At 58.1% G+C, this 16,150-nt stretch carries 17 protein-coding genes and 1 pseudogene; 10 read left to right on the plus strand and 8 right to left on the minus strand.

The window, feature by feature from the left end; genetic code table 11:
• Window positions 1–382 (plus strand): hypothetical protein (locus V8J63_RS22465; RefSeq protein ID WP_442963536.1); only part of this gene is annotated, 382 nt, incomplete at its 5' end.
• A 139-nt stretch (window positions 383–521) separates the two neighbouring features.
• Entirely contained in the window at window positions 522–761 is a 240-nt protein-coding gene (locus V8J63_RS22470) for a hypothetical protein (RefSeq protein WP_016773292.1), read from the plus strand.
• A gap of 134 nt (window positions 762–895) precedes the next feature.
• Here V8J63_RS22470 and V8J63_RS22475 read toward each other — a convergent pair whose 3' ends face one another.
• The 5 genes from V8J63_RS22475 to norR form a co-directional block, all read right to left on the minus strand.
• Window positions 896–1,645: a YkgJ family cysteine cluster protein gene (locus V8J63_RS22475; protein WP_336353716.1), complete on the minus strand. Its 750-nt coding sequence runs from the start codon at window positions 1,643–1,645 to the stop codon at window positions 896–898.
• A gap of 83 nt (window positions 1,646–1,728) precedes the next feature.
• Window positions 1,729–2,055, minus strand: a complete 327-nt coding sequence (locus V8J63_RS22480) for a hypothetical protein (protein ID WP_016773294.1) — start codon at window positions 2,053–2,055, stop codon at window positions 1,729–1,731.
• 144 nt (window positions 2,056–2,199) lie between these two features.
• On the minus strand, window positions 2,200–2,682 hold the full coding sequence (locus tag V8J63_RS22485) for a GNAT family N-acetyltransferase (RefSeq protein ID WP_024014234.1): 483 nt from the start codon (window positions 2,680–2,682) through the stop codon (window positions 2,200–2,202).
• 3 nt (window positions 2,683–2,685) lie between these two features.
• Window positions 2,686–3,588 carry a chemotaxis protein CheV gene (locus V8J63_RS22490; protein WP_016773296.1) on the minus strand — a complete coding sequence of 301 codons (903 nt, stop codon included), beginning with the start codon at window positions 3,586–3,588 and terminating at the stop codon, window positions 2,686–2,688.
• A 316-nt stretch (window positions 3,589–3,904) separates the two neighbouring features.
• A complete protein-coding gene (norR, locus tag V8J63_RS22495) occupies window positions 3,905–5,467 on the minus strand; it encodes a nitric oxide reductase transcriptional regulator NorR (protein WP_197892110.1) in 1,563 nt (520 codons plus the stop codon).
• Window positions 5,468–5,630: 163 nt separating this feature from the next.
• Here norR and hmpA point away from each other — a divergent pair, with 163 nt between their 5' ends.
• Together hmpA and V8J63_RS22505 are read left to right on the plus strand one after the other, a co-directional pair.
• Window positions 5,631–6,812: an NO-inducible flavohemoprotein gene (hmpA, locus tag V8J63_RS22500; protein ID WP_130902233.1), complete on the plus strand. Its 1,182-nt coding sequence runs from the start codon at window positions 5,631–5,633 to the stop codon at window positions 6,810–6,812.
• Window positions 6,813–7,035: 223 nt separating this feature from the next.
• Window positions 7,036–7,545 carry a disulfide bond formation protein B gene (locus tag V8J63_RS22505; RefSeq protein WP_122507825.1) on the plus strand — a complete coding sequence of 170 codons (510 nt, stop codon included), beginning with the start codon at window positions 7,036–7,038 and terminating at the stop codon, window positions 7,543–7,545.
• 141 nt (window positions 7,546–7,686) lie between these two features.
• Here V8J63_RS22505 and V8J63_RS22510 read toward each other — a convergent pair whose 3' ends face one another.
• Window positions 7,687–8,022, minus strand: coding sequence for a hypothetical protein (locus V8J63_RS22510; RefSeq protein WP_197892114.1), 336 nt, complete (start codon window positions 8,020–8,022; stop codon window positions 7,687–7,689).
• A gap of 350 nt (window positions 8,023–8,372) precedes the next feature.
• Between V8J63_RS22510 and cyoA the strand changes: the two genes are divergently transcribed.
• Genes cyoA through cyoE form a run of 5 tightly spaced genes read left to right on the plus strand, consistent with a single transcriptional unit; the run spans window position 8,373 to window position 13,208 of the window.
• On the plus strand, window positions 8,373–9,314 hold the full coding sequence (gene cyoA / locus V8J63_RS22515; RefSeq protein WP_024014231.1) for a ubiquinol oxidase subunit II: 942 nt from the start codon (window positions 8,373–8,375) through the stop codon (window positions 9,312–9,314).
• Between the two features lie 3 nt (window positions 9,315–9,317).
• Entirely contained in the window at window positions 9,318–11,348 is a 2,031-nt protein-coding gene (gene cyoB, locus V8J63_RS22520) for a cytochrome o ubiquinol oxidase subunit I (protein WP_016773302.1), read from the plus strand.
• 3 nt (window positions 11,349–11,351) lie between these two features.
• Complete coding sequence (gene cyoC / locus V8J63_RS22525) at window positions 11,352–11,975, plus strand: cytochrome o ubiquinol oxidase subunit III (RefSeq protein WP_024014230.1); 624 nt, start codon at window positions 11,352–11,354, stop codon at window positions 11,973–11,975.
• On the plus strand, window positions 11,975–12,310 hold the full coding sequence (gene cyoD, locus V8J63_RS22530) for a cytochrome o ubiquinol oxidase subunit IV (RefSeq protein WP_011335842.1): 336 nt from the start codon (window positions 11,975–11,977) through the stop codon (window positions 12,308–12,310). Before cyoC ends, cyoD begins: the two co-directional genes overlap by 1 nt.
• 10 nt (window positions 12,311–12,320) lie before the next feature.
• Window positions 12,321–13,208, plus strand: coding sequence for a heme o synthase (gene cyoE / locus V8J63_RS22535; protein ID WP_016773305.1), 888 nt, complete (start codon window positions 12,321–12,323; stop codon window positions 13,206–13,208).
• A 145-nt stretch (window positions 13,209–13,353) separates the two neighbouring features.
• Here cyoE and V8J63_RS22540 read toward each other — a convergent pair.
• Window positions 13,354–14,475: pseudogene (locus V8J63_RS22540) on the minus strand (AAA family ATPase); the annotation flags it as partial.
• 404 nt (window positions 14,476–14,879) lie between these two features.
• Between V8J63_RS22540 and V8J63_RS22545 the strand changes: the two are divergent.
• On the plus strand, window positions 14,880–15,371 hold the full coding sequence (locus tag V8J63_RS22545) for a RidA family protein (protein ID WP_016773306.1): 492 nt from the start codon (window positions 14,880–14,882) through the stop codon (window positions 15,369–15,371).
• Window positions 15,372–15,441: 70 nt separating this feature from the next.
• Here V8J63_RS22545 and V8J63_RS22550 read toward each other — a convergent pair whose 3' ends face one another.
• Window positions 15,442–16,143 (minus strand): hypothetical protein, encoded by a 702-nt coding sequence (locus V8J63_RS22550; protein WP_197892116.1) that lies wholly within the window; start codon window positions 16,141–16,143, stop codon window positions 15,442–15,444.
• Window positions 16,144–16,150 lie beyond the last annotated feature (7 nt).

Here is a 16,150-nt window from a genome sequence, read left to right on the forward strand (position 1 = left end):
CGGTGTACTGAAAGCGGAGCCACCTGACCGCAAGGAGTGTGAAGGTCTGATGCGCTCGGCTTTGGACAGGCTCAAGGATGCGCACACTTGCACACTGTCGTTTTCCAGCCGGTTCGATTTGGCCTACAACGCCGCTCACGCGCTGGCGCTGACAGCTCTTCGCCTGAGTGGCTATCGATCGGACAAGCGCTATCTGGTATTCCAGTGCCTGATCCATACCACGCAAAGCAGCAAGGTTCAGGTGCGATTGTTTGCGCTGTGCCATGAGCGGCGCAATCTCGCCGAATACGAAGGCTATATGGATGAAGATGACGCGCTTCTTGAGCAATTGCTGGAGAGCACGTCGCAATTGTTGGGTGACGTTCAACAACGCATGAACTGAAATATCATCACGCAGTGTCAGTGCCAGGCAGCCATTCAGCGCACGGTGCAAATCTTCAGATGCCGAGCCAGAGCGCACAGGTATACTGCGCGCCTTTGCGGCTCACTGATCGGGCCGACTTTTTGTTTCCGGAGCTTTTATGACTTCCCCGACCCAACCGCCGGTTGACGACGCTGTGAGCGACGTCCCGGCTGAAGTGGCTGACGCCAGCGAAACCAAGGCCGAGATCCCGGCGTTCAAGTTCCCGTTCAAGCCGGGCGAGCTGGCTTCGGCGAAAGGCTCGAATCAGCCTTGGTACAAGAATGGCGCGAAGAATGGCCACACCAAAACCCCGGGCATGGCGCCGCCGGGCACGCGTCGGTCGATGGGCAAGCGCTGACATCGGAAAGTAATGGAGCTTGTGCTGGCCTCTTCGCGAGCAGGCTCGCTCCCACATTGGATCTGTGTAGAACCCAAACCTGTGGGAGCGAGCCTGCTCGCGAAAGCGATATCCGCTACAGCACAAATATCAGATCAAGCCGCGCGCAATGAAATAAACGCATAAGTCTGCGCCGGTTCCGTCACCACTTGCCCGCCCGCAGCCAGTACCTGTCCGGCCACGTCATCGCCGGACAAATGAAACAGCCATTCACTGGTTCGCGCCGCCAGCGGTTGCGCGCTCACTTGGTCGATCACTGCAGCAAACGCATCCATGTTCGGCAAGTACGCGGTGAACCCGTCACCCTTGAGCGCCGTGGTGCGAATCCCTAGCGTTGCGCAGATTGCATCCTTGAGTCTGATGTCATCCCGATCCGCCTGACGCGAACGCTGGATCAGCTCAACCAGTGCCCGATCAACCAGCTCGCCTCCTACAATCAGCTCCGGCCCCTGTTCCCAGGACTCTGGCGGGCAATCCTTGGCAGCTGGATTGAGCAGGATGTGCGGATTGATTTCCGCCGGGTAAATCCGGCACACCAGCGGGCGCCGCTCGTAGATCCGGCAGCGCTTGTCGTCGTCAAGATTCCGGCAGGGGCCGACGTTGTAGGCGGCAAAGGTGATCGCCACATGAGCATCAGTAGTGCCACTGCGGACCACCGCCGAACGGCGCTCGGCATGTTCGCGCTGCTGCGCCGGCAGGCCCAGGCCATTGCCGAGAAATGCCTCGACCAGCACGATCACCTGACCGCCATCGGCCGCCCACATGCGGGCTTCGGCGAGCGTCAGCGGGACATGGTGGTCGGTGCAGCATTTGCCGCAACCTACGCAGGAAAACGTCGTATTCATTGAGCGATCTGTCTTCAATCAGGGTGTGAAACGACGGCGGAAAACCATCGCACAGAACCGGATCGAAGCAAGGACTGCGCCACTCAGTGGGTGTTCGTGGCCGGGCGAATCGAATCCCACTCGGTGACGAACGCGGTTTTCGACTGTTTGTTGTACAGGCACAGCTCGCTGCCTTGCTGGCCTTTCATGTGTTTTTGCGGGTATTGGCCTTGCAGCAGAACGGCGGTGTAACCGACGCGGTCGTCGAATTGCGCAGGTGTGCCGACCGGTTTGACGTTTTTCAGACCGCTGGCCTTGGTGCAACTGGCGAGCACGGTCTTGTCATAGGCAGCCCAGGCGTCGGGGCTGGAGGCGTGGGCCTGGGAGGCGAGGGCGGTGAGGCTGAGCAGCGCCAGGGTGATGGCTTTCATGGTTGGGGCATCCTTGGTTATGGCCAAGGTTGGAGTCTGTCGGATAGCGGAAGTTGCCAGTGCTGCCCTTCGCGAGCAGGCTCGCTCCCACAGTTTGAAATGCAATCCATCTGTGGGAGCGAGCCTGCTCGCGAAAGCGGTAGATCAGTCGGGCACAAGCTCGCGCCGAACCACAACCATCCCGACACTCTCATACAACCGCCGCGCCCGCAGGTTGTCCTCCAGAACCCGCAAATCGACAAACCCCTCGCGCCGCTGTTGAAAGACGCTGAAGGCATGCAGCAACAACGCCCGCCCAAGCCCCCGGCCCTGCATTCGCGGGTGCACCACCAGATTCTTGATATAGGCACTGGTCCAGCACTGCGCTACGCCCACCACGCCCTCGGCATCGCAGGCCACGAAACACAAAGCTGGATCGTATTCAGGGTCGCTGGCAAAGCGCTGACGCCAGTCGTCCAGTGACGGCACTCGACCGCCACCTTCCAGCTGTCCGAGCTGCATCAACTGATGCACCGCCGGCGCCAGCTCCTCGCAGTAGACGGACAGCTCAACCCCGTCCGGCCACTGCGCATCCGGCAGAACCCCACTCAAGTCGCGCCGCAGCAGAAAGCAAAACGTCTCGGCCAAGACTCAGTGCCCATTGGCCGCGACGTGCTTGGCGGCTTCGATCAGGCGTTGGGTCAGCTCCGGCGAGGAGAACTTGGTCAGCACCGCATTGGCACCGGCCAGTCGGGCCTTTTCACTGTTCATCGCGCTGTCGAGGGAGGTGTGCAGCAAGACGTACAAGTGCGCAAAGTCCGGGGTCTCGCGCAGGGTTCGGGTGAAGGCGTAGCCGTCCATTTCCGACATTTCGATGTCGGAGACGATCAGATTGATCTGCTGCGCGGTGCCTTGCAGGTCGAGCAGGCAGTCGATGGCTTCCTTGGCACTGCGCGCGGTGTGGCATTGCAGGCCGAGGTTGCGCAGGGTGTGCACCGATTGCTGCAGGGCCACCTGGCTGTCATCGACCACCAGAATGCGCGCGTTGCCGAGCACTTCAGCGTCTTCCATGGTCAGGTCGGTCGGCGCCATTTCGATCTGCGCCGGGGCGATGCTGTGGATGACTTTTTCGATATCCAACACCTGCACCAGCGTACCGTCCACCGAGGTCACGCCGGTGATGTAGGCGCGCGAGCCGCCAGAGCCGAACGGTGGCGGCTTGATGTCGGTGGTCAGGCAATGGACGATCTTGCTGACCGCCTGCACATGCAGACCCTGCTTGGAACGGCTGACATCGGTGACGATCAGGCAGCCACCGTTGGGATCTTCCAGAGGCCGCTCGCCGATCGCGCGGCTGAGATCGATCACCGACAGCGATGCACCGCGCAGCGAGGCGATGCCTTTAACGTGCGGGTGCGACTCCGGCAGCTTGGTCAGCGGCGGGCAGGGGATGATTTCACTGACTTTCAGCAGGTTGATCGCCATCAGCTTGCCGCTGCGCAAGGTAAACAGCAGAAGCGAAAGTGAATCTGCGCGGGCTTTGGTGGAGGACATAAGAACCTTCTGTGGGGCGAGAGTGGGAATCGCCAGAAACCTTTGATGCCGTGTTATCGGCGTTAAAGGGATGGGCTTTAGGTTAGTTGTCGGGTAGTCGGCTTGAGTTGATCGCTGTTCTCTCTATCACTGCCCCTCACCCCAGCCCTCTCCCAGAGGTAGAGGGGGCCGACGGAGGTGTCTGGCGTTTTACACCGACCTGAACGACCGAGTCGATTATGGATTCGGAAGAAATCTTTCACGTCAGTGGAATTCTTCAATATCCCCCAATCAGTCCCCTCTCCCTCTGGGAGAGGGCTAGGGTGAGGGTGTGCTTTTAGCTCTTCATGCCTAGTCGTTTGGCCATCCGCCCCAGATTCGCCCGATCCACCCCCAACTCCCGCGCCGCACTTGCCCAGTTATCCTGGTGACGCTCCAGCGCTGCACTGATCAGGCGCCGCTGAAACTCATCGGTGGCACTGCGCAGATCCCCGCTGATTATCGGCATCACGTCGACCAAGTCAGCACTGGCAGGCGCAACCACGTTATCCACAACCTCTCGGGGCAAATCCAGATCCGCCGCGCTCAGACTCAGAATCTTCGGCCGCACTTTGCAGTTACCCAGCGCCTTCAGCGCACTGCGTCCGATCAAATGCTCCAGCTCCCGGACATTGCCCGGCCAGGTATAGGCGAGCAGCGCTTCCTGAGCATCACTGTTCAAACGCAGGCTGTTGAGGCCCATGCGCGAGCGGTTCTGCTCGAGAAAGAAGCCACTGAGCAGCAACACGTCGCGCCCGCGATCGCGCAGGGCCGGCACCCGCAGCGGGTACACGCTCAAGCGGTGATAGAAGTCGGCACGGTAGCGACCGCTGCGCACTTCTTCGGCCAGATCACGATTGGTCGCGGCAATCAGACGCACGTCGACCTGGTGCTCCTTGTCCGAGCCCAAGCGCTGCAATTGACCGCTCTGCAATACGCGCAGCAACTTGGCCTGGACTGTCAGCGACAGCTCGCCGACTTCATCAAGAAACAGCGTGCCGCCATTGGCCAGTTCGAACTTGCCACGCCGGTCGCTGGTGGCGCCGGTGAAGGCGCCGCGCACGTGGCCGAACAGTTCGCTTTCCACCAGCGTGTCGGGGAGGGCGGCGCAATTGAGGCTGATGATCGGTTTGTCGGCGCGCGCGGAGGCGGCGTGAATCGCTTGGGCTACCAGCTCTTTGCCGACCCCGGTTTCGCCGGTGATCAGAACAGTCAGATCACTGCCGCCGACCAGATTGATTTCTTCCACCAAGCGTTTGTGCGCCTTGCTCTGGCCGATCATTTCGCGGTTCTGCTGACCGCTGGCCTGACGGTAAACCTCGGCGCGCTGATGCTCGTCTTCGGCGCGGGTGGCCAGACGTTCGATGCGTTCGGCCGCATTGACCGTGGCCGAGGCGAGGCTGGCGAAGGCTTGCAGGGCGTCGAGTTCGATCGGCTCGAAACGCTCCGGGTCCAGTGCGTCGAGGGTGATCAGGCCCCAGAGTTTTTCATCGACGAATAAAGGACAGCCGAGGCAGTCGTGAACTTCGAGGTGATCGTCGAGGCCATCGACCAATCCGTCATAAGGATCGGGCAGGTCGCTGTCGGCGGCGAAGCGCGTCGGCCCGATGCCTGCGAGCAGAATCTCGAAACGCGGATGCTCGCTGACCTTGAAGCGCCGGCCGAGGGTATCGGTACTCAAGCCATCTACCGCCAGCGGCACCAGGGACTCGCCATCCAGACGCAACAACGCGGCGGCATCGCAGGGCAACAAGGCGCGCATGGCCTCGAGCAAACGCCGATAGCGCTCACCTTCGGGCAGTTCGCGGGAGAGGTCGGCGACCAGAGGCAGCAGGGCGGTAAGCAGGGATTTAGCGGTCATGGTTATGTAGTCAAAGAGACAAGGTGTAGTCGCGATGACTATACGTTCATTTGTGTCTAAATGACTAAGTAGGTTTCAAGCTGTTGAATTCAAAGGATTAATTAGTTGGCACGAAAGCTGATATCCCTAATGCAATCTTTCAAGAAAGCGCAGGAGTCACCTTATGCTTAGCGTCCAGGATCGTGCCATCATCAAATCCACCGTGCCTCTGCTGGAAAGCGGCGGCGAGGCGTTGATCACGCATTTCTACCGCATGATGCTCTCCGAATACCCGCAAGTGCGCCCGCTGTTCAACCAAGCGCATCAGGCCAGTGGCGATCAGCCGCGTGCCTTGGCCAACGGCGTGCTGATGTACGCCCGGCACATCGATCAGCTCGACCAGTTGGGCGATCTGGTGGCGAAGATCATCAACAAACACGTCGCCCTGCAGATTCTGCCAGAGCATTACCCGATCGTCGGCACCTGCCTGCTGCGCGCCATTTCCGAAGTGCTCGGCGAAGAGATCGCCACACCAGAGGTGATGAGTGCCTGGGGCGCTGCGTACGGGCAACTGGCCGACATCCTGATCGGCGCGGAAGCCGCGATCTATGACCTGAAGGAACAAGCCGTCGGCGGCTGGCGCGGTGGGCGGGAATTCATTGTTGCGGCGAAGGTGCAAGAGAGCGCCGAAATCACCTCGTTCTACTTCGAACCGGCGGACAAAGGGCCGATTCTTGCGGCCGAACCGGGTCAGTACATCGGCATGAAGCTGATCCTCGACGGCGAAGAAATCCGTCGCAACTATTCGCTGTCGGCACTGGCCAATAACGGTCAGTACCGCATCAGCGTCAAGCGTGAACCGAATGGTCGCGCGTCCAACTACCTGCATGATCAACTGCACGTCGGCGCGAGCATCCAACTGTTCCCGCCGTCGGGCGAATTCACCCTAGCGGCCAGCGACAAGCCGCTGGTGCTGATCAGCGGCGGCGTCGGCATCACTCCGACGCTGGCGATGCTGGAAGCAGCGCTGGCCACCGAACGTCCGGTGCACTTTATCCACTGCGCGCGCAATGGCAGCGTCCACGCATTCCGTGACTGGGTCGATGGGCTGGCGGCGCGTCATCCGCAACTCAAGCGCTTCTATTGCTACGCCGAAGAAGATGGCGTCAGCCCGGCAGCGGACAAGTTTGGCCTGCTCAGCGAAGAACTGCTCGGCCAGTGGCTGCCGGCGCAGCGTGATGTCGATGCGTACTTCCTCGGACCGAAAGGGTTCATGGGCGCGATCAAGCGGCATCTGAAAGCGTTGGGCGTGCCGGAGAAACAGAGCCGTTACGAGTTCTTCGGCCCGGCTGCTGCTCTGGAGTGATCCGAGACCGAGTTGTCTCGTTCGCGAGCAGGCTCGCTCCCACCGGATTTGCGTTCGACGCAGTTCCATTGTGGGAGCGAGCCTGCTCGCGAATCTTCTGCGCGCCGCAAAAGCCATGTTGGTTAATCATTCCTTAACCGCTCTATCGTTTATTGCCCCGGTGTAGACTTGCGACAATTTCAGCCGCCGGCCGGCTGGACCATGGACTTACAAAGGAAAGGCAATGAGCGAGGAAACGATGCGGTTGGGGCGTGAGCGGCGCTATCTGGTGTTGCTGGGGATCATCTGCCTGGCGTTGATCGGCGGCGCACTTTACATGCAGGTCGTGCTCGGCGAAGCACCTTGCCCACTGTGCATTCTGCAGCGCTATGCATTGTTGCTGATTGCACTGTTCGCCTTTATCGGTGCGGGCATGCGCAGCCGTCGCAGCATCACCGTGTTCGAGACGCTGGTGGTGATCTGTGCGATCGCCGGGGCCGGTGTGGCCGGGCATCACGTCTATACGCAGTTCTATCCGGCGGTGAGCTGTGGCGTCGATGTGCTGCAGCCGATTGTCGATGATCTGCCGCTGGCGAAGATCTTCCCGCTGGGCTTCCAGGTCGACGGTTTCTGCTCGACGCCGTATCCGCCGATCCTCGGTCTGTCGCTGGCGCAATGGGCGCTGGTGGCCTTCGTGCTGGTGGTCATTCTGGTGCCTCTGCTGACTTCGCGTAATCGAAAAGCGCTGCACTGAGTCAACTTCTCGGCACAGCTGCCGATAAACAAAACGCCCCGATTTTCGCTGATGAAAATCGGGGCGTTTTGCATTTCAGAGCGTTTGTGAAAACACCGTGACGAACGGCAATGAAGCGTGCGGCAAATGTGCGACATGTTGTCACACACGGGCTGTCGCAGGGACTCGGGATGCGGCGGATTGGCCGCCTGTTACATAAAAACATTGGCCAGTTTTAGTGTTTTCGGGCTTGAGCACGGACGTACCAGAGCAGGCAGTTTTAACAGGCGCCGGCAGATGGGCGAAGCCCTTGGAACATCGGGCTTTGCGCCGCTCCAGCGTTTGTAGATCGGGTGCAGAGCTGTCTGATTTGAGGCGGTTACGCTGGCAGATTTTGCCGCTTTTATTGAGAAACGCTTTCGATAACTTGCGCAACTTTTGCAAAAATGGCGATGGATTGTTGCTCTGAGTGATAAAAATTATTTCGGGATAAGACATGGTGTATAGGGCGCTACCTATCTACAATCGCCCGCACTGAATTCCCGACGCTGTTCAGCCTTTATCAAGGAACTGATCAGGAGGTCGGGTGTCGAGCGAGCCGCGAGGTTTTCGAGACACCCTGGTGTCGGTGCCTTTCCAATTTTCCGCACCAAATGGAATTGGTCTGTAACAAGGCCTTTGACCACGAATTCGAATAAGAACTGAACGCTGTCCCAAGGTTTTGTCGAGCGTGAGACGCGCGACGGGCGGCCCTTATTCAATCCAAAGAAAATGCCAACCCTTGGCAGGGTGAAGTGTTGGCGATCAAAACCCAACTGCATTGCGCAAGCTGCTTTAGAGGTCGTGAGATGAGTAAAAACAGGTACCCCAGATTACTAGGCCTAGTGCCGCTGCTCGGCACGTTGTTGCTGGGAGGCTGCAACATGACCTTGCTCAATCCAACGGGCCAGGTCGGCCTGGAACAGCGCAACCTGATCATCACCGCCACGCTGCTGATGCTGTTGGTCGTCGTGCCGGTCATCGTCATGACCTTCCTGTTTGCCTGGAAGTACCGCGCTTCGAACAAGAACGCCGTCTACACGCCGAAGTGGTCGCACTCGACCAAGATCGAAGTGGCCGTATGGACCATCCCGGTGCTGATCATCATCGCCCTGGGCTACATCACGTACATCTCGACTCACGAGCTGGACCCGTATCGTCCGATCGAGTCTGACGTCAAGCCGGTGACCATCGAAGTCGTCGCGCTGGACTGGAAGTGGCTGTTCATCTACCCGGAACAAGGCATTGCCACGGTCAACAAGATCGTGTTCCCGGCGCACACGCCAATCAACTTCAAGATCACCTCCGACGCCGTGATGAACTCGTTCTTCATCCCGGGCCTGGGCGGCCAGATCTACGCGATGGCGGGCATGCAGACCAAGCTGCACCTGATCGCTGACCGCAACGCTGAAATGGACGGTATCTCCGCCAACTACAGCGGTGCCGGTTTCACCGGTATGAAATTCAAGGCTATCTCCACCACTCAGGAAGATTTCGACGCCTGGGTAAGTGAAGTCAAGAAGTCGCCTAAACAGCTTGATCAGGCTGAATACGCGGCCCTGGCCAAACCGAGCCAGAACAACCCAGTCGAACTCTACTCGTCGGTCACGCCGAACCAGTTCCAGATCATCGTCGACAAGTACGAAGGTATGAAGCCGGGCAAGCCGCTGAAGCACGAGAAGAAAGAGAAAGAAGTGGCGGCCACGGATATTGACGCGGGTTCGCATTCAGCTGCCGGGGCAGAGGAGTAAACGATGTTTGGTAAATTAAGTTGGGAAGCAGTCCCATTCCACGAGCCGATCGTGATGGTGACCATCGCCATGATCGCCCTCGGTGGTCTGGCGCTGTTCGCTGCGATCACTTACTTCAAGAAGTGGACGTACCTGTGGACCGAGTGGCTGACTTCGGTCGACCACAAGAAAATCGGCGTGATGTACATCATCGTCGCCATGGTCATGCTGCTGCGCGGCTTTGCCGACGCGATCATGATGCGTACCCAGCTGGCCATGGCCACCGAGGGTTCGCCTGGCTACCTGCCACCTGAACACTATGACCAGATCTTCACCGCTCACGGTGTGATCATGATCATCTTCATGGCGATGCCATTCTTCACCGGCCTGATGAACCTTGCAGTGCCGCTGCAGATCGGCGCGCGTGACGTTGCGTTCCCGTTCCTGAACTCCCTGAGCTTCTGGCTGCTGGTGTCCGGCGTTGTGCTGATCAACCTGTCGCTGGGTATCGGTGAATTCGCCAAGACCGGTTGGGTTGCGTATCCGCCGCTGTCGGGTCTGCAATACAGCCCTGGCGTGGGTATGGATTACTACATCTGGGCGCTACAGCTATCCGGATTGGGTACGACGTTAACCGGGGTCAACTTCCTCGCGACCGTACTGAAAATGCGTACCCCTGGCATGAAACTGATGGACATGCCGATCTTCACCTGGACCTGCACCTGGGCAAACGTTCTGATCGTGGCTTCGTTCCCGATCCTGACCGCTACCCTGGCACTGCTGACCCTTGACCGTTACATGGATTTCCACATTTTCACCAATGAACTTGGTGGCAATCCGATGATGTACGTCAACCTGTTCTGGGCGTGGGGCCACCCTGAGGTTTACATCCTGATCCTGCCGGCCTTCGGCATCTTCTCGGAAGTGATCTCGGCCTTCACCGGCAAGAAACTGTTCGGCCACCACTCGATGATCTACGCCTCGGGCGCGATCTCGGTACTGGGTTTCATGGTCTGGCTGCACCACTTCTTCACCATGGGTTCGGGTGCAAGCGTCAACGCCTTCTTCGGTCTGGCGACGATGCTGATTTCCATCCCGACGGGTGTGAAGCTGTTCAACTGGCTGTTCACCATCTACCAGGGCCGTCTGCGCTTCACCAGCCAGGTAATGTGGACTCTGGGCTTCATGGTGACCTTCGCCATCGGCGGCATGACCGGCGTACTGCTGGCCATCCCGGGTGCTGACTTCGTGCTGCACAACAGCCTGTTCGTGATCGCGCACTTCCACAACGTGATCATCGGCGGTGCGGTATTCGGTTACATCGCTGGCTTCGCGTTCTACTTCCCTAAAGCGTTCGGCTTCAAGCTGCACGAAGGCTGGGGTAAAGCAGCGTTCTGGTTCTGGATCTCGGGCTTCTTCGTCGCGTTCATGCCGCTCTATGCACTGGGCTTCATGGGCATGACCCGTCGTCTGAACGCCACCACCAACCCTGAGTGGGTACCGTACCTGTACGTTGCCATGTTCGGTGCGGTGATGATCGCTGTCGGTATCGCCTGCCAACTGATCCAGCTGTACGTCAGTGTGCGTGACCGCAACAAGCCAGAGAACGTTTGCGATCACGGTGACCCGTGGAATGCACACACCCTGGAATGGTCGACCTCGTCGCCACCACCGTTCTACAACTTCGCTGTGCTGCCTAAGGCTGACTGCATCGACCCGTTCACCGAAGCCAAGGAAAACGGTACTGCGTACCAGCGTCCGGCCAAGTACGAGCCGATCCACATGCCGAACAACACCGCTACTGGTGTGGTGATGGGCGCGCTGTTGACCGTCTTCGGTTTCGCGATGATCTGGCACATCTGGTGGCTGGCGATCGCGAGCCTGGTGGGCACCGTCGTTTACTTCGTGATCCACGCTGCACGTGACGACCAGGGCTATATGGTTCCGGTTGAAACTATCGAGCGTATCGAAGCCGAGCAGCACAAGCGTCTGGTCGCGGCAGGGAAAATCCCGGCCAATGCCACCCGTGTTGAAACCTCGTTGGAACAGGCTTAAACCATGTCGAACTTAGTGACCAATGTTGGACACGCCCATGGTGACCATGGGCACGATGACCATCACCACGACTCGGGCGAGATGACCGTATACGGTTTCTGGCTCTACCTGATGACCGACTGCATTCTGTTTGCGTCGATCTTCGCGGTGTACGCAGTACTGGTAAACAACGTTGCCGGTGGCCCGTCGGGCCACGAGATCTTCGAACTGCCTTACGTGCTGGGCGAAACCGCTCTGCTGTTGTTCAGTTCGATCACCTACGGCTTCGCCATGCTGGCGTTGTACAAGGGCAAGAAGCAGGCGGTTCTGGGCTGGTTGTTCATGACCTTCCTGCTCGGCGCGGGCTTCATCGCCATGGAGATCAACGAGTTCCACCTGCTGATCTCCGAGGGCTTCGGTCCTAGCCGTTCGGGCTTCCTGTCGGCGTTCTTCACCCTGGTCGGTACCCACGGTCTGCACGTTTCGGCCGGTCTGATCTGGATGGGCATCATGATGTATCAGGTCAACAAGCATGGCCTGACGTCGACCAACAAGACCCGTCTGAGCTGCCTGAGCCTGTTCTGGCACTTCCTGGACGTGGTCTGGATCTGCGTCTTCACCGTTGTTTACCTGATGGGGACTCTGTAATGGCTAATGCACACTCCCATGACAGCCACGATGCTGGCCACGGCAGCGTCAAGTCGTACGCCATCGGCTTCATCCTCTCGGTAATCCTGACCGTCATTCCGTTCGGTCTGGTGATGTACCCGACCCTGCCGAAGTCGACGACGCTGGCAATCGTTCTGCTGTTCGCAGTGATCCAGGTGATCGTTCACCTGTATTACTTCCTGCATCTGGACCGTTCCATTGCACAGCGTAACAACGTGATCGCATTCGTCTTTACGGCGATCGTGATCGTGCTGCTGGTTGGCCTGTCGCTGTGGATCATGTTCAGCATCCACACGTACATGATGGCGAAGTGAGGTAGACCCGATGTCGCTCAAGCACTTTATCCAAATCACCAAACCGGGGATCATTTTCGGTAACGTGCTTTCTGTGGCAGGCGGGTTCTTCCTGGCCTCGAAAGGGCATGTCGATCTGGCGGTGTTTCTGGCCGCCATGATCGGTACTTCCCTGGTCGTGGCCTCCGGTTGCGTGTTCAACAACTGCATCGACCGCGACATCGACCTGAAGATGGAACGCACCAAGAACCGTGTGCTGGTCCAGGGCCTCATCTCCCTGAAACTGGCCCTGGTTTACGCGACCATTCTGGGTGTTCTCGGCGTTGCCTTGTTGTACAAGGTGGCCAACCCGTTGGCTGCCTTGTTCGCAGTAATCGGCTTCATCATCTACGTCGGCTTCTACAGCCTGTACCTCAAGCGCAAGTCGGTTCACGGCACGCTGGTGGGCAGTCTGTCGGGCGCCATGCCGCCAGTGATCGGTTACGTTGCCGTGACCAACAGCTTCGACATGGCCGCACTGACCCTGCTGGTGATGTTCAGCCTGTGGCAGATGCCGCATTCCTACGCCATCGCGATTTTCCGTTTCAATGATTACCTGGCCGCATCGATTCCGGTGCTGCCAGTGAAACGCGGCATTCAAGTGGCCAAGAAGCACATCCTGCTCTACATCCTGGCGTTCCTCGTGGCGACCTTGATGCTGACCTTCAGCGGCTACGCCGGCATGAGCTACCTCGCCGTCGCCGCCGCCATGGGCATGTACTGGCTGTACATGGCCTGGACCGGCTACAAGGCAGTCGATGACACCGTCTGGGCACGCAAGCTGTTCGTGTTCTCGATCTTCACCATCACTGCGTTGAGCGTCATGATGTCCCTGGACTTCAAGGTGCCGACAGAGCTGTTGCTGACGTACGCGCCGTAAGGTTTGCAAGCTTCAGAAAAAAACCCGCACGTTGAGAGATGTGCGGGGTTTTTTGTTGGTTGGCCTGGAGTGTGTCGATTTGCCTGCTCCCTTGGCCCGACAGCTTGTGGCGGCGGCTTGATGGGTGTGTGAGCTAATGCGACGTTTAAGCAAGTGGTGAGGCAGTCACACGCCTCATGAATTCATCGAACAGCGGAACGGTAAATGCTATCAGTGCGTATTCCGGACTGTAGATCATGCCCTTTTTGATCAGGCTATCGCGCACGGGGCCCAGGCTCGTAGCGTTTCGCCCCAGCGCTTTAGCAACCTCAGCAGAGCGTTGCGGTCCTTCTCCCAGCTCGGCAAGGCAACGCATGTAGTCCCTTTCAGCCGGCGTGGTCCGATCAAAGCGGACCCTGAAAAAAGACTCGTCAAGTTTACGGATGCTTTCCTCTGTCGCTGCCTGCGCATCGGCCTCGGTTATGGTCTGTGCTTTGGCAATGTTCCAAGCGGTATAGCCCCACTCCTGCAAAAAATAGGGATAGCCGTGGGTTTTTTCAAAAATCTCACGCAATGCATCGTCAGAGATACTGGCGCCTTCTTCTTCAACAGGATCACGTAAGGCTTTCCAGGCATCTATCTCCAAGAGAGCGCCCAGACGAGGAAATTCGAATAGTCGCTCCGCATAGCTTTTGGCATCGCCTGCTTGCCCCGCCAGCTGCGGAAGACCCGCGCCAAAAAGAATCAGAGGGAGAGCTGCCTGATTGACTGCGTGGATGCCGCGAATAAGCGCGCCAAGCTCATCTTTTGAAAGATACTGTAATTCGTCAATCAGAATGGCGACTGGTATGCCTGCGTCCCTCGCGGCCTCCGCTGTTGCTATCAGAACGTCACGAAGATCATCTTCCAGATTGCCACTGTCGGCATAGCCAGCTTCGGAGTCTCCGCCCAGCGTAACTTCGGCCCCACCCGCCGCGATAGTGATATTGCCGATAAAGCTACGAAGTATGCGTATCCCTCTTTTGACCGTCTCGACCGTGTTCTGCACTCGGTCCAAACGCAACAGCACTCGGCGTAACACCGGAATCAGGAGCTGTTTCAACTCCGCACCGTCATGGGCCTCCTGCATTTCGGCGAAATAACCCAATGCCAAAGCTCGATCTTTGATCTGATTCAGAAGCACTGTTTTTCCGACACCGCGCAGGCCCAATATCATCAGGGATTTGGCGTGCTTGCCGCGCTTCGTGCGCGCCAATGCGGTGTCTGCCGTTTCCAGTACTTCTGATCGCCCTGCTAGTTCCGGTGGGGAAACTCCTGCTCCGGGATTGAGGGGTTAGTATTCTTATCCACAGCTCGCTCTCATACGAAATTATTCATAGTTATAGTGAGATTTTTATATAACTGCAGATAAGTAGCTAAAGTTGCCCGGCAGAGGGCTGAATTGCTTGATTCGGTTCCCTCAAACTTTAGGTTCGCTGCCGGAACGAGACAATCGTAGCGAAGTGCCCGTCCTACTGATTTTTGGTGTGGTTGAAAGCTGAAGTACTGTGAAATCGGCCGCTGTAAAGGGTGGTTGCGCAGAGCAGGTAAAAGACCTAGATTTGGATCCAAATATGTCAGCGGTTTGTCCGCGATCCTGTTGCGGCCTTCAACTCGCTAGATAATTGGCTTAACTCAAAAAGGCTGGGCGCAATGACCGAACGGATGACCTGCGATGAGCGCTTTATCGCCCTGGCTGAAGAACTCAACTACGACATCTATGGCGAGAACACCGCTGGTGGCAATTACGCGCCGCTGATCCGTCATCACGACGAGCTCTACATCAGCGGCATGGTGCCGCGGGTCAATGGCAAGATCCTGTATCCCGGTCGCGTGGGGCTGGAATTGAACCTCAAGGATGCGCAAGCAGCGGCGAGCATCAGCGCCATGCGTTGCCTGGCGCTGATCGTCGATGCGGTGGGTTCGCTGGACAAGATTCGCGCGTTGTTGCGGGTCACGGTGTATGTGAAGTCGACCGCTGATTTTGTCGACCTGAGCGAAGTGGCCAACGGCGCTTCGGATGTGTTCAGCCATGTGCTGGGCGATGCCGGACGGCATACGCGCACGACCATCGGCGTGTATCAGTTGCCGAAGAATGCGGCGATTGAAGTAGACATGATTGCGGCTTTGCATCCTTCGGCTTGAGGTTCCCGCCTCAAACAAAAAGCCCCGCCTGATCAATCAGCGCGGGGCTTTTTCGCAAGCGCTTTGCAGATTACTGCGCCGCGATGCTATACCCGTCAAACGCCGTCTGCTGCTGCAGCGCGGTGATGATGTTCTTGCGGTTCACCGCCTGTTCCGTGCCGGCGTTATCGACGAAGGTTTCGCTCTCCAGCTCGGCTTCCTCGCCTTCACCGACGAAGGTGAAACCGAGGAATTCCAGTGCCTCACGATCAACATTCAGGCGCGAACGCGGCGTGCGCATTGGCAGAGTCACGCTGGCGCCGTCCTTGCTGATGGTGAAGATTTCCACTTCTTTCTTCTTCGCAGCTTTGCTCTTGCCGCCGCTCGGATTGCTGATCGCCTGATGGGTCTGATTCAGCACTTTCAGCGCCAGACCATAAACGATTTCCTGAAACGCCGGATCGTCCTTGAAGCTGGACAGAATGCGCCCGATCGAGAACTTGCTGCTCAGGTCTTCCAGCGCGGCGATGTCGGCTGCCTCGGCGTCTTTCAGGCGCTTGAGTTCGCCCATCAGCTCGTACGCCTTGTCGTCATCAAAACTGTCATGCGCCTGACGGATCGCCGCACGCAATTCGCGGATCTGGTCGCTCTCGCGGGTCGACTGGAACGCGTCCAGGACCATCTCGCTGATGATTTTGGCTTGAGGCAGGTGTTGTGAAAGATTGATGGAGTTTTCGTATTCCGCTTTGGACGACTGGGTGACTACGGATTCAGCGGTGTTGAAATCGGACATTGAAATT

It is taken from the genome of Pseudomonas sp. CCNWLW23 (genome assembly GCF_037095675.1).
Lineage (GTDB): Bacteria > Pseudomonadota > Gammaproteobacteria > Pseudomonadales > Pseudomonadaceae > Aquipseudomonas > Aquipseudomonas atacamensis.

What these genes read in the sequence shown, in the direction of transcription:
- V8J63_RS22470 (WP_016773292.1), top strand. Translation starts at nt 522, where the DNA reads ATGACTTCCCCGACCCAACCGCCGGTTGACGACGCTGTGAGCGACGTC.
- V8J63_RS22475 (WP_336353716.1), bottom strand. Translation starts at nt 1,645, where the DNA reads ATGAATACGACGTTTTCCTGCGTAGGTTGCGGCAAATGCTGCACCGAC.
- V8J63_RS22480 (WP_016773294.1), bottom strand. Translation starts at nt 2,055, where the DNA reads ATGAAAGCCATCACCCTGGCGCTGCTCAGCCTCACCGCCCTCGCCTCC.
- V8J63_RS22490 (WP_016773296.1), bottom strand. Translation starts at nt 3,588, where the DNA reads ATGTCCTCCACCAAAGCCCGCGCAGATTCACTTTCGCTTCTGCTGTTT.
- norR (WP_197892110.1), bottom strand. Translation starts at nt 5,467, where the DNA reads ATGACCGCTAAATCCCTGCTTACCGCCCTGCTGCCTCTGGTCGCCGAC.
- hmpA (WP_130902233.1), top strand. Translation starts at nt 5,631, where the DNA reads ATGCTTAGCGTCCAGGATCGTGCCATCATCAAATCCACCGTGCCTCTG.
- V8J63_RS22505 (WP_122507825.1), top strand. Translation starts at nt 7,036, where the DNA reads ATGAGCGAGGAAACGATGCGGTTGGGGCGTGAGCGGCGCTATCTGGTG.
- V8J63_RS22510 (WP_197892114.1), bottom strand. Translation starts at nt 8,022, where the DNA reads ATGTCTTATCCCGAAATAATTTTTATCACTCAGAGCAACAATCCATCG.
- cyoA (WP_024014231.1), top strand. Translation starts at nt 8,373, where the DNA reads ATGAGTAAAAACAGGTACCCCAGATTACTAGGCCTAGTGCCGCTGCTC.
- cyoB (WP_016773302.1), top strand. Translation starts at nt 9,318, where the DNA reads ATGTTTGGTAAATTAAGTTGGGAAGCAGTCCCATTCCACGAGCCGATC.
- cyoC (WP_024014230.1), top strand. Translation starts at nt 11,352, where the DNA reads ATGTCGAACTTAGTGACCAATGTTGGACACGCCCATGGTGACCATGGG.
- cyoD (WP_011335842.1), top strand. Translation starts at nt 11,975, where the DNA reads ATGGCTAATGCACACTCCCATGACAGCCACGATGCTGGCCACGGCAGC.
- cyoE (WP_016773305.1), top strand. Translation starts at nt 12,321, where the DNA reads ATGTCGCTCAAGCACTTTATCCAAATCACCAAACCGGGGATCATTTTC.
- V8J63_RS22545 (WP_016773306.1), top strand. Translation starts at nt 14,880, where the DNA reads ATGACCGAACGGATGACCTGCGATGAGCGCTTTATCGCCCTGGCTGAA.
- V8J63_RS22550 (WP_197892116.1), bottom strand. Translation starts at nt 16,143, where the DNA reads ATGTCCGATTTCAACACCGCTGAATCCGTAGTCACCCAGTCGTCCAAA.